Genomic DNA, 13335 nt, shown 5'->3' with positions numbered 1-13335 from the left:
CCCGTTTACTCAGCGGCTACCAAGCCAGACGTATCAGCAACGGTTTCTTCGCTCTCTTTGCTACGTACTGTCATGATCAGGTTATAGGCCATGAACAACGCGCCCAGCAGGAACATACCGCCACCCAATGCACGAATGACATAGAATGGATGCATCGCATCTACAGTTTCAATGAATGAGTACTCAAGGAAGCCAAGGCTATCGTAAGCACGCCACATCAGACCCTGCATGATGCCGGAGACCCACATGGCACAGATGTAAAGCACGATACCCAGAGTGGAGACCCAGAAGTGAGCATTCACCAAACGCAGGGAGTAGAGCTTTTTATTGTAGAGCCAAGGAATGAGGCAGTACAACGCGCCAAAGGAGATGTAGCCAACCCAGCCAAGAGCACCGGCGTGCACGTGACCGATTGTCCAGTCGGTGTAGTGAGACAGGCCGTTCACTTCACGAATTGACATGACCGGACCTTCAAAGGTGGACATACCGTAGAACGCAACAGAAACAACCATCATACGCAACACAGGGTCAGTACGCATTTTGTCCCAAGCACCAGAGAGGGTCATCAGACCGTTGATCATACCACCCCATGAAGGCATCCAGAGGATGATAGAGAAGGTCATGCCCAAAGTAGAAGCCCACTGTGGCAGAGCTGTATAGTGCAAGTGGTGCGGACCGGCCCAAATGTAAATGAAGATCAGTGCCCAGAAGTGCACGATTGACAAGCGGTAAGAGTAAACCGGGCGCTCGGCACGTTTTGGAATGAAGTAGTACATGATGGCCAAGAAACCAGCCGTGAGGAAGAAGCCCACAGCATTGTGACCGTACCACCACTGCACCATCGCATCTTGTACACCCGCCCAAACAATATAGGACTTGGTGGAGAACAAGCTTACCGGCAGTGAAGCGTTATTGAAGATGTGCAGCACTGCAATGGTGACAATGAACGCCAGATAGAACCAGTTGGCCACATAGATGTGCGGCTCGCGGCGGCGCCAAATGGTGCCCAAAAAGGCAAACAGATAAAACACCCAGACAATAGTGAGCAACCAGTCGGCATACCACTCTGGCTCAGCGTACTCTTTACCCTGTGTAACACCAAGAAGATAGCCAGTACCTGCGATAACAATGAAGACATTGTAACCAAGAACAACCAGCCAAGGTAAAATCTCACCAGGCATACGCGCACGACAGGTACGCTGCACAACATAGAATGACGATGCGATTAGAACGTTACCACCAAATGCGAAGATGACCGCAGATGTGTGTAGCGGACGCATGCGACCGAAGCTGGTCCAAGGAAGGTCCAGGTTCAGTACTGGGTAAGCCAGTTGCAAGGCGATAATCAAACCGACCAAAAATCCGGCAATACCCCAGAATACGGAAAGCCAAGCGCCGACTTTAACCGGTCCAAAGTTATAATTCGGTTTGCCGTCAATTTCTAACGGCGCACGTAATTTTTCACCGTCAAAATAACGACGGAATATGTAGAAAGCACCGACAGCGGAAGCCACCGCGACGACGCCTGCATGAAATGCCAATACCTGATCGAAGGTTCTTCCTGCGATAATCAGGCACAGTACTACTGTCGCCAACAGAAGAGTGGCAAAGCCCCCCTCCTCAAGCGTCAGGTATCTGGCTTTCTGCTTAACCATGACGTTTTGCCCCATCCAGTTAGGTGAAATGGATATTATTTCGTATCGGTATATCTATGAAGGACAAAATGTCCCGCCCTTGACCCATATCAAATTCATGTGTCCCCAAGAAAATAAAATTTTTCTAAAGAGAAAAACGGTTCAGAAGTTGAAAAGTTTCAAGCGTTAAGCGCTTTAGTTGACTTCATTGGTCCTTCATTGGTCTTATTTGATCCTAAGATATCAACAGCTGGCGCGTTGAAGGCGAGCGGTAGCTCGTTCAATAACGAATCAAAACGGCGCGTTTATCGCATTCCATAAGAATTCGACTAAATATTGACAGGATAGCATCTTTTTTAGTTTCGACTTTAAGTTGCTGTCAGTCTCCTGTCTGGCAAGTTTTGGTATTTGCAGGCTTTTTTTATTTTTTTTCTAAAATTAAATCGTCAGCTCTAAACCAGCGCAATAAAAACGGCATTAGGACCAAAAGCCCAATAAACCGGAACAAGTGATGGGCAACGACAAAAGCCGGATCTGCCCCAACATAGCCTGCGAGTAATATCATCGCCTCCTGTCCGCCGGGTGTATAGGAAATGAACAATTGCAGTATGGAAAACCCCGTTAGATATGACAGTAAAACAGCAAAACAAAATGCAACTGAACTGGCGACTATAAAAGCAACAATTGAAGGCAGGAGGCTTTTGACCAAGTCCGCTTGGGATACATTTTTAACATATAAGCCCATTTTACAGCCCATCATCATAAGGAAAACAGTTTCCAAATTTGCAGGCAGCCCACCTTTGACAACACCAGTTATATGCAGAAAAGAGCTTGCCAGTATGGCACCACTCAGATAGCCCGCAGGCAATTTCAAACGGGCAAATATCCAACCCACAACATAACAACCTACGGCAAGCCATAGGTACTCGACAGCTGTCATTGGTGGGAGGGAGCTTGCTATCGATGGCTCGATTTCTATGAATATTGATGTTGTTAAGGGCACCAACACAACCATGAACATCAGGCGCGTGAGTTGAACTGTAAGAATAGGTGCTAGCGCTTCACCTTTTTCTTCAGCCATTGCCATTGTCATAGGGAGTGCACCGGGAATTGTGGCATAGAAACTTTGCGAGTGAGACCATGCAAACACCCTAGACAACACCCAACTGGTTATAAATATAATTGCTGGAACAAGGAGCAATATAGCACCAAGGCTGATTGGCCACTTGCTCATATGGGCTAGAAAACCGTCGGTCACGCCCTGCCCAAGTACTGCTCCGACAACCAAATAAACTGGACTGACAAGAATGTTAGGAAAATTGAGTTGCTTCAGCCATCTGGTTGCGATTAAAAGAAAACTGACAGGCCCCAGGAAAACAGCAAGTGGAGCCCCGACGTAATCAAAGACAAGGTAGCCGGTTGCTCCGATGAGTAATGTACTGGCTGTCCAAAGGATCAGTCGCCAAGATAATTGCATTAAATATTCCTATAATTCTTGATAATCGATCATCAATGTCTTTGCCGCAATGCAAATCTTAATATTAATTTTCGACCACACAAAAAGGACTTGCACCTCATATTTGGCTGGCGTTATGAGTAGGCAACAAACATTCTAGTCGTGCTGTGGGTCGATTGCATTATAAATATTCTAAATAAGTGCAATAAGCTTGATCCGCATCAATGAGTAAGAAAGGCAAGCAACTAGCCTATGGGAATGGTCAATCTTAAAGAAAAATACGCATCGCGTACAATACCGCGCTATACCTCATACCCCACCGCCCCTCACTTTACCAATGAGGTTGATGGGCAGGTTTATGAAGATTGGTTGCAGCAACTCAACGTTTTAGAGCCACTCTCACTGTACCTACATGTGCCGTTTTGTCAGGAAATGTGCCATTATTGCGGTTGCAACACCAAAGCGACCAAGCAAATCGCACCTATCCGCGCTTATGGTGATCTTTTGTTAAAAGAAGTCCACCTCATCGGGGGCAAACTCAAACAAGCGGCTGATGGAAAAAGACAGGTACAACATATCCACTGGGGGGGCGGTACGCCCAGTTTGCTACCACGCGATATTTTCCTCAATGTTATCGATGCGCTCAAAGAGTATTTTGATTTTCTTCCTGATATTGAGCATGCTATCGAGCTTGACCCGAGAACCGTAACGCCATTTCTAGCCGAAACTCTGGTGATGGGGGGCATCAACCGTACCAGCCTTGGGGTACAGGACTTTGACCTTGAAGTTCAAAAGGCTATCGGACGGGTACAACCGCTTAAGGTTGTTGAAACTGCTGTGCAGGCGTTACGAGACGTCGGCCTTTCGCAGATCAACTTTGATCTAATGTATGGCTTGCCTTTGCAAACCGAGGAAACCATTCGGCAAACCGTAGAATACACAAAACAACTAGCACCCGGCCGCGTTGCCTTATTTGGTTATGCCCATGTGCCGTGGTTCAAAAAGCACCAGCAGCTCATTAAAGAAGAGCATCTTCCCGACGCTGAAGCGCGGATTATGCTTTCCGACGTTTCCAGAGAGGCTTTGATTGAGGCCGGTTACGAAGCCATTGGCCTTGATCACTTTGCACTACCCAGCGATGAAATGGCTATTGCGCTGAAGGAGCATCGCCTGCGGCGTAATTTCCAAGGCTACACCACCGATCAAGCCGATACATTAATCGGATTTGGCCCAAGCTCAATTGGCTTCCTTCCTTCCGGCTACATCCAAAACTCACCAGATATGCGAGGTTGGGCCCGACAAGTCGAAGAAGGCACTGCGCCAATCGTTAAAGGGGTGGGCGTTCATGGCGAGGATAAATTGCGGTCGCAAATCATCATGGAGTTGATGACTTATTACGCAGTAGATGTGTTTGATATTTGCGCCCAGCATGGACAAAGCCCCGAGATTGTAGCGGATGGATTTGAGCGCCTTCAAGAAATGGTCGAAGACGGCCTTGCTGTTATCCGTGAAGGGCATATTGAGCTTATTGGTGAGGGACGACGCTATGTGCGCGTCGCGGCCGCCGCTTTTGATGCTTATTTGCCCAAGCAGGCAGCGCGCCATTCAGTTGCCGTATAATAATAAAGCCAGTGCTGCTTCTTTTGCTACAGCACTGGCGAACTCTCACACCAACTAATCTGTATAAGACACATCACATTTAGCGAAACCTCGCTATTGAGCGAAGCCTAGTGAATTCCAGTTAACTGGCAAATCCCACAGATATTGGTGATATGAATGCTATCTTGTTTCTCAACTTTAATCAGTCCGCGCTTTTTAAGCTGCGATACGACACGGCTGACAGTTTCAATGGTGAGCCCCAAATAGTCGGCGATCTCCTGACGTGTCATCGAAAGCACCACGGTTCTTGTATCATCCGCTTCAGGCTCTGGCGGTCCTTCACAACCTGTACCACCTCTATTGGGAACCAAACTCATTAGAAACGTCGCAACACGCTCCAGCGCCGATTTACGGCCAAGCAAAACAGCATGTTCGTGCAGGTTTTCCATTTGTCCAAGCAAGCATTTGTTGATGTAAGACTGCATATAAGCAGATGAAGCCACTTCACGCGCTTCATAAACCAACAGCTCAGTATCACTCAAAGCTTCTGCTGTACAATCGTAGTTTTCTTCTTTCGAGAAACCGAGCATATCGCCTTCTCTAACAATATAGACTACTTGCCGCCGTCCATCGGGAAGCAGTTTATACATCATCACAACGCCATGTACGACCTCATACAGCCGCTCAGCCTTATCACCCTCATAGAAAAGGACATCATGAGCATTGAGTTTGTGTTTTCGGCCAGCATTGCGCATGGCACTATTTGAGCCGGTCGGTTGACCTACTCCAACAGCATTATCTTCATGGCTGCCATCACTTTCCAAGCCGTTGGCATGTAGTGAATGCACCATTCTCCCTCCTCGCAAACCAATGGTTTGCTATAAATTATCATAGCAGCGGCATCGTCCTTTGCCACTTGGCTATACAAAATCCATAGGCCTCGTCCCGTCACGAATAAAACCCATGTTTTGACTTGAAGCAAATTTCTGCGTGATTATGCAACAACTATTTTATTCCAAAGAAACAATTCTTAGAATAAAGGGGTTACCATTCACGCACTATTGAGAGCTGTACCTAAATCCATTTCCCTTAAAAGACACTCTTCTTTCAATGGCTTACGGACTATTGGCGGCCTCTTAATACCTGTAAAGGCCTTGTTTATTTCGGCTAGAGACTTCCCAGTAATTGCGACAATATGCGGCGGATCACTTAACTCGCGCAGATACTTAATAACTTCAACACCACTTATTCCCGGAAGATGTAGATCTACTAGAACACAATCTTTTGCTGTCACCTGTTTCAGGAAATTCAAAAAACTTTCAGCGTCACTATAAGTACACGAACTGGCACCAAGTTCTGTGAACAAATGCTGCAATGCATCACGTACCGAAAAATCGTCCTCAATAACATGTATCAAACGGCAATTCTCCCACCCAGCATGCCTCAATTGTAATTTCAACGATTACAACTTGCGGCTCGTGTGTGCGACAATATCGCCTATTTGCAGTACTTGTCGTGCGTATTAACCCGCCTTGCTCTGCAATTCTGCTAGAATGCGGGTTAATACTTCATGATTTATATAGGAATAACACCAAGTTAGGCAGGGTTTTCACCAGTTAGCACTATACGTACCAAATCAGCAGCATTGCGTGCACCCAACTTTTCCATGATTCGCGCCCGGTGTACCTCAACAGTGCGTGGGGAAATCTTCAGGTTGCGACCCGCTTCTTTATTTGATGAGCCTGCGGTAATCTCTTGCAGAACCTGGCGCTCACGCGGTGTCAGCGTTTCAGAGCCCGGGAATACAGCTAGACCAGAGGCATTGGAACTATGCACACTGGCAACAGCTTCACGAACACGCGCTATGATGCTATCAACATCGAAAGGTTTCTCAATGAAGTCATAGGCACCTGACTTGATCGCTTCCACAGCCATTGGAATATCGCCTTGGCCGGAAATGATAAAAATCGGAGATGGAAAGTGTTCGTTGTGCAAGGTTTTTAGAATGTCTATGCCAGAGCGACCCGGCATATGAACATCAAGCAACACGCAATCCGGTTTTTTTACAGACACAGCCTGCAAAAACTCTTCTGCATTTGCGTAAGCGCCAACTGTGAAACCCTCGGTTTCAAATAGCAGTGAAAGCGCATCCCGAACAGCCGGGTCATCATCAACAACATGAATGACATAGGGTAGAGACGTCATTGCACAGATCCTTCTTTTTGATTAAATCATCGACGCACTAGCTAGGTTTGATTGTCCATCGGCTCCATCCAGCCCTAGAGGAAGCCGCAGTACAAAAGTAGCACCTTTGCCTTTTACATACGGCTCTACAAACAAATCTCCCCCGTGGTTTTGAGCGATACTACGAGAAATAGCAAGCCCTACTCCCAAACCGCGCCGCTTTGTCCCAGTGAAAGCCTTAAAGAGCTGCTCTCTGACTTCCTCACACAAACCAGGGCCTGTGTCGGTTACTTTAATAAAAACGTCAGTTGCAGCTATATCAACATCCACGTAAACCTCTTGCTTTTTGCAGTCTTTAATGGCCTCGCAAGCGTTACGGATAAGATTAACAAGTATCTGCTGAACTTGAATAGCATCGACTGTTAAATTATAGTCATGATCAGAGAAATTGGATATGACATTTATATTATCATTCTTGTGCCCCAACATGACCAACTCGACACATTCATCTATCAAACTGGCTAGATTTACACCAACTTTTTGCGGCTCCTGCTTTTCAACAAAAGAACGCATGCGCTGGATAATTTTACTAGCACGGTCAGCTTCATCAACAGCTCTTGTCATTATGGAAAGCAGCTGAGGGTCTTGTTCTTCGAGCGTTTTCATACGTCTGGCAGCGGTTTGCAAATACAGCATCACCGCTGTTAATGGCTGGTTGATTTCATGGGCAATTGCAGCACCCATTTCATCCAATGCATTCACGCGCGTCATTACCACCAGATTTGATTGCAAATCACGTACGCGCTGCTCGAATGCCTTTCTGGCACGCAAATCGCGAATGATACCTATAAATTGATGCCCTTCTGAAGTGTCAGCCTCACCAACCGACAATTCAATGGGTATTGGGGAACCATCTTTGTGACAACCGCTAACTTCGCGCCCTTGCCCAATGATACGTTTCTCACCGGTATCCAGATAGCGTTTAATATGCGCATCATGTGATTTAGCGTCATCCTCACTCATGAGAATGCTAACGTTTTTGCCAATTACTTCATCACGTTCGTATCCGAACAAGTGCACACACGCATCATTGAAAACCAAGACGGTGCCACTATCATCAATAACGATAATGCCATCGACAGCCGTTTTAAGGACGCTATGTAAACGAGCCGTGGAAACCAGCATATGACTTCCTCAAAATTATTTTGGCTTGGCATTTTTTGCCTAAGCAGATGGGGATTTAGTTGTAATGAGCTATCTCAGTAAAATGGCTAGGTCAATCGCTTAACCACGCCATTTTACGGATACATCGACGCGTTTAGAAGAAACGATTTTGTTATCACTCGCATAAATTGATAAATTCTCACGAGCCCAAGCGTATTTCATTTTGAATATTTCTTTAAAATTTTTTCACTGAAATAAAGGAGATTAAATTTTATTTAACAAGAATATTATAGAAAACTTATATATATCTATAGGTTATCACTACGTAACTTTTTCTAGAGGTAGTTTCTTAGAATCCTATGGAACAGATAATCATATTCATTCATCAATTTTAATACTGGAATAAAAATCAATCACAAATAATGTATACAATTATAACGTGAAAAAATGTCGCAGCGTTCCTGCGACAATTAAGTCGGGGAAAAGGCTTAGGTATATACCTATAGGAAGATAGTTTGAGCTCCTTGATATTGAAATAAATTTCAATATTTGTATATTTTTTCGTAGTTTAGTATCAATTATTTATTCGAGGAGTGATTTATAATTCATTTTACGATCAAGCTCTCTCTCTATGACGCTTAATATTACTCTCAGCCTTTTTTGTAGTAACACCTGCTTTGATGACCTATTGGGTTCGTTGTTCAAAAGCAGTTGGCATAGCTGATCCATAAGATTTTGTGATGGAAAATATGATTTATTTAATGGTGCCATTGCACTTGCACGCAACCTTTCAGAAAGAAACATACTCTGCCACTCTTTATAAAGCGACCTTTGTAAGGGATAGATGACAGCATCCTTTTGCGCTGCTTCAATTGACCTCTTTGATACCCGGGTTATCGAGCCAGCAATATATTGAGGATCTGCTAAAACAGATTTGCGCATCAAATGCAGTACCAAGTCAGCAATAACAGCGTAAGACATCGTATAGAGCGTGCCCATAGTGCTTTGCTTGCCTGCTATAAAATACTGATGTTCTGGCTCACTCTGTTTTGCTTCCTCCAGACGATCAATCGCTAAACAATACAAAACAAATGCAGCACGTTGCTGCATAATCAGCACAAGCTTATCCCTACTATTAATTGGAGAACGTGACCAAATTCGCTGACCGAGCTTTTTCAGTAAACTTTCTTTGGGGGGGGCAAAAGCAGCCAATTCCATTATGTTTATTCTTTGTTTTTCTTGATTAAGGCTTGATTGGTTCACAGCAGAGCTCCTGGGAAAAATATTTTTCTTATTATGTAAACCGGTGCCACTGCACAAAACTCCCGAGAGCAAAGGCGACATAGGGATGTTTTGCTTATCCCTCGAGCTACTTGTGTGCAGTTTTCGCGAGTTAACCACCGTTTATTATCCTAACAGAGCTGTTAGTTTGCCATGGAATAGTTGAAAGCAAACTAATAAATACAAAATCAAGATAAGAAAATCTTGTCATGTTTGCAGTATTGTTCAACTGTATATTTTAATCAGTTATTTTTTATTATTAATATAACTATTGTTAATTATTGTATTTATCTTGCTTGCCTTGCACTTATTACAAAGCTAATTTGTAGCTTCCATATTAATTATACATGCCTTGGGGAAGGCATCGATTTGAAAAGAAGGGGGAGCACTTTTGCCAGGCTGGTTACTATTTGCCGTCGCGCTAGGGTATATTCTTTGCTTATTTGTTGTTGCCAGCTGGGGAGATCGCGCTGCAAGAAAGCGAAAAAACTCGCTTGCAGGTAGGCCTGTCATATACGCCCTCTCGCTTTCAGTTTATTGCACTTCATGGACATTCTTCGGCTCAGTTGGCATGTCCAGTGCACGGGGCTACGAGTTTTTAGCAATCTATCTGGGTCCAGTTTTATTTTATCTATTATTTTTTCCGCTCGTTCGCCGCGTTGTACACCTTGCTAAAGCGGAACGTATAACATCCGTTGCTGATTTTATGGCCGCACGTTATGGCAAAAATCCCGTTGTTGCCGCTCTCGTTACATTGATTGCCGTTTTTGGAATGATCCCCTATATTGCCTTGCAACTCAAAGCCGTTTCGCTTTCGGTCAGCACGCTTGTGCAAACCCCATTAGATTTTGACATCTCATTTCCTTATGCCGCAAACGGAACCTTTATCATTGCGTTACTAATGGCCGCTTTTGCGCTCTTATTCGGCACACGTCATATTGATGCAACTGAACACCAAGAAGGCTTAATGCGTGCTATTGCCCTTGAAGCTATTGTTAAAATTGTTGCATTTCTTGCTGTTGGGATTTGGGTTAGCTATTTTCTTTTTGACAATCCCGCACAGCTCATCTCGGCAGCCTATGACAGCGCTCTTGCTAGACAAGCTCTTGATGCACCGACCAACTGGGGCCGGTGGATAGCTATTTCGCTCTTGTCATTCGTAGCTATTTTGCTCTTGCCGCGTCAGTTTCATGTGACTGTTACCGAAAACAATAGCGAGAGTGAATTACGGCTCGCCCGCTGGCTGTTTCCTGCCTATATCGTAGCCATTAATATTTTTGTTGTACCGATTGCTTTAGCCGGGCTGGTTTTGGTTGGTAACAATATTAATCCGGATATGTTTGTCTTGGCCTTGCCAATGGAGAGCAATTTGCCATGGCTGACCTTGATTGTGTTCCTTGGCGGGCTTTCTGCCGCTACAGCTATGGTCATTGTCACCACAGTTGCGCTGGCCATTATGGTCTCCAACGACATTGTTATGCCGCTTATTTTAAGGCGGGGCAATGAAGACGAAATCATCTCTTCATCTGGCAAGGATATGAGCCGTACACTGCTATTCGTTCGTCGCCTTGCTATTTTTTGCGTTATCCTTGCCGGATATTCCTACTATAATTACGCAGGCGACAGCGCCGCACTGGCTTCATTCGGCTTGCTTTCGTTCGCAGCAATCGCACAATTTGCTCCCGCCTTCTTTGGGGGGCTTTTTTGGAAGGGAGCGAATGCGCGCGGAGCTATTGCTGGTATGATAGCTGGCTTTTGCGTATGGACTTATGCGCTCTTCCTGCCCGAATTTATCAACCACAATGCCAGTAGCCCCAGCCTATTTGGCGAAGACCCGATGGGATTAACCGCTTATCTAACCAACCCATTGGGCATAGAAGGTGCAGATCCTTTTGTTGTTGGGGTTCTAGCATCGCTATTGATAAACCTAATTGTCTATATACTGGCTTCTCTTAGTCGGCCAGCAACGGTTACGGAGCGGGTACAAGCCAACATTTTTGTACCTGATAGTGTTTCTCATTCTCCCAACAGCGGTTTGTGGCGAACATCTGTGACAATTGGAGAACTTCAGGCGACAATCGCCCGATATGTCGGCGAGGAAAGAACGCAGCGTTCATTTGATCGTTTCTCGCGTGAAAGCAACCGCAAAATAGAAGCCAGTATGGCTGTAGATAGTGTCACGCTATCGTTTTCCGAGCAATTGCTCGCTAGCGCCATTGGCTCTGCTTCTTCAAGGCTGGTCATTACCTTACTGCTCAAACGCCGCTCAACCAACACCAAAGAAGCTATAAAACTACTCGATGATGCCAGCGAGGCTATTCAGTATAATAGGGATTTACTGCAGATTGCCCTTGATCAGGTAAAACAAGGTATTGCTGTTTTTGACAGTAACCTTGAGCTCACCTGCTGGAACAGGCGCTTTCGCGAGCTTTTATCTTTGCCCCCAGAGTTTGGCCAGGTTGGTACATCGCTTAAAAAAGTCATCGATTTATGTGCGGAGCGCGGTGAATTCGGTGATGGCGATGTCGAGCAAATAACGAAGGAAAAAGTTCAACGATACAGCCAACACTTTGAAGCATTCCAAGAGCACTTTTTACAAAGCGACAGTGTGTTAGAGGTGCGCAGCAATGCCATGCCAGATGGCGGTGTTGTGACGACATATAGCGACATCACAGAGCGCGTTTTAGCCGAGGCTGCACTTGCGCGGGCCAACGAAACCTTAGAGCGACGCGTTCGAGAGCGCACCGAGCAACTAACTAAAGTCAATAATGAATTAAATGAGGCACGGCAAACTGCCGAGAATGCCTTTCAGGATAAGACCCGATTTTTGGCAGCAGCAGGTCACGACATTTTACAGCCCTTGAATGCGGCCCGGCTCTATTCTTCTTCTCTTTCTGATCGATTTATTAACGGTAGTGAAACTGATCGTTCGTTGGCTCATAATATCGAGACCTCACTTGAATCTGTTGAAGAGATTATCAGTGCTGTTCTTGATATATCGCGGTTTGATACTGGCTCATTCAAGCCGCAATACACAGTCTTCCGATTGGACGAAATCTTTAATCCTTTACGAAAAGAATTCGCGGCAATTGCTGCTGATAAAGGGCTTAAATTCAAAATTCTACCAACCAAAATATCCGTTCGTTCTGACAGACGACTACTCAGGCGCTTGTTACAGAATCTAATTTCTAACGCCTTAAAATACACTCGGGAGGGAGGCGTTGTTGTTGGCTGCCGAAAATATGGTAGCTCAATGGTACGAATTGAAGTGTATGATAGTGGTATTGGCATTGCACCAAACCAACAAGAAAATATCTTTAAAGAGTTTCAAAGATTGGATGACGGTGCACGAGTTGCCACCGGTCTTGGCCTCGGTCTTTCAATTGTTGACCGGATTAGTAAAGTACTCAGCTTAAACATTTCTCTTAAATCACAACAACACAAGGGCTCCTGCTTTTCCTTCGATTTAAAGTGTGCCAGCAGCGTGCCACAAGAATCGAGAGAAGAAGCCACCACACAGATAACAGGACAACTACAGGGCCTACGTGTTCTTGCCATTGATAATGAACAGCAGATACTAGATGGTATGGCAGCACTTCTAACAGGCTGGGGATGTAGCGTTTTAAAGGCAAAATCTGCTGTTGAAGCTGCAAAAGCAATCCACCTTCACAGGGCGGAGCCACACATTATTCTTGCTGATTATCATTTGGACACCGGAACAGGCCCTGATGCAGTTATGAATTTAAGGTGGAAGTTTGGTCAAGAGTTCCCTGCTGTTTTAATAACAGCTGACCGCACACAAGAAGTGCGTCAAGAAGCGAAAGACAAGCATATGAGCGTACTGCATAAACCCGTAAAACCTGCGGCATTACGGGCTCATTTGAGTAAGGTCAAGAACTCCTTAGAACTCATCCAGTCATAAAAAGCACAGTACACGACTCTTTAGTTTATTGAGCGCTTGGGGCAGTTTTTTCGCCATGCCTTAGATGCTCTATCAGGTTTATGGGTAATCCAGTT

Annotated in this window: 9 protein-coding genes; 2 read left to right on the top strand and 7 right to left on the bottom strand. The window is 45.2% G+C overall.

Annotated features, from left to right (window positions below; translation table 11 throughout):
- Positions 1–5 precede the first annotated feature (5 nt).
- Both ccoN and AYK67_RS14370 read right to left on the bottom strand, forming a co-directional pair.
- Positions 6–1655, bottom strand: coding sequence for a cytochrome-c oxidase, cbb3-type subunit I (ccoN, locus tag AYK67_RS14375; protein WP_082735844.1), 1650 nt, complete (start codon positions 1653–1655; stop codon positions 6–8).
- 400 nt (positions 1656–2055) lie between these two features.
- Entirely contained in the window at positions 2056–3111 is a 1056-nt protein-coding gene (locus AYK67_RS14370; protein WP_068088284.1) for an AbrB family transcriptional regulator, read from the bottom strand.
- Between the two features lie 231 nt (positions 3112–3342).
- On the opposite strand from AYK67_RS14370, the gene hemN reads away from it, so the two are divergent.
- Positions 3343–4710, top strand: coding sequence for an oxygen-independent coproporphyrinogen III oxidase (gene hemN, locus AYK67_RS14365; RefSeq protein ID WP_338012339.1), 1368 nt, complete (start codon positions 3343–3345; stop codon positions 4708–4710).
- Between the two features lie 107 nt (positions 4711–4817).
- Here the strand turns inward: hemN and AYK67_RS14360 are convergent, their stop codons facing one another.
- The 5 genes from AYK67_RS14360 to AYK67_RS14340 all read right to left on the bottom strand — a co-directional run bounded on the left by AYK67_RS14360 (position 4818) and on the right by AYK67_RS14340 (position 9300).
- Complete coding sequence (locus tag AYK67_RS14360) at positions 4818–5540, bottom strand: Crp/Fnr family transcriptional regulator (protein ID WP_082735843.1); 723 nt, start codon at positions 5538–5540, stop codon at positions 4818–4820.
- Between the two features lie 200 nt (positions 5541–5740).
- Positions 5741–6106, bottom strand: coding sequence for a response regulator (locus AYK67_RS14355; protein ID WP_162265117.1), 366 nt, complete (start codon positions 6104–6106; stop codon positions 5741–5743).
- Between the two features lie 179 nt (positions 6107–6285).
- Complete coding sequence (locus tag AYK67_RS14350; protein ID WP_068088279.1) at positions 6286–6894, bottom strand: response regulator transcription factor; 609 nt, start codon at positions 6892–6894, stop codon at positions 6286–6288.
- Positions 6895–6915: 21 nt separating this feature from the next.
- Complete coding sequence (locus AYK67_RS14345) at positions 6916–8058, bottom strand: two-component system sensor histidine kinase NtrB (protein WP_208976310.1); 1143 nt, start codon at positions 8056–8058, stop codon at positions 6916–6918.
- Positions 8059–8619: 561 nt separating this feature from the next.
- Positions 8620–9300: a hypothetical protein gene (locus AYK67_RS14340; protein WP_068088276.1), complete on the bottom strand. Its 681-nt coding sequence runs from the start codon at positions 9298–9300 to the stop codon at positions 8620–8622.
- Between the two features lie 409 nt (positions 9301–9709).
- On the opposite strand from AYK67_RS14340, the gene AYK67_RS14330 reads away from it, so the two are divergent.
- Positions 9710–13240, top strand: a complete 3531-nt coding sequence (locus AYK67_RS14330) for a hybrid sensor histidine kinase/response regulator (RefSeq protein WP_156453181.1) — start codon at positions 9710–9712, stop codon at positions 13238–13240.
- The last annotated feature ends 95 nt before the right edge of the window (positions 13241–13335 follow it).

The organism is Polycladidibacter stylochi (genome assembly GCF_001562055.1).
GTDB classification, from domain to species: domain Bacteria; phylum Pseudomonadota; class Alphaproteobacteria; order Rhizobiales; family Stappiaceae; genus Pseudovibrio; species Pseudovibrio stylochi.
Note: the sequence above shows the minus strand (reverse complement) of the source record. Positions and strands in the feature narration are given on the sequence as shown.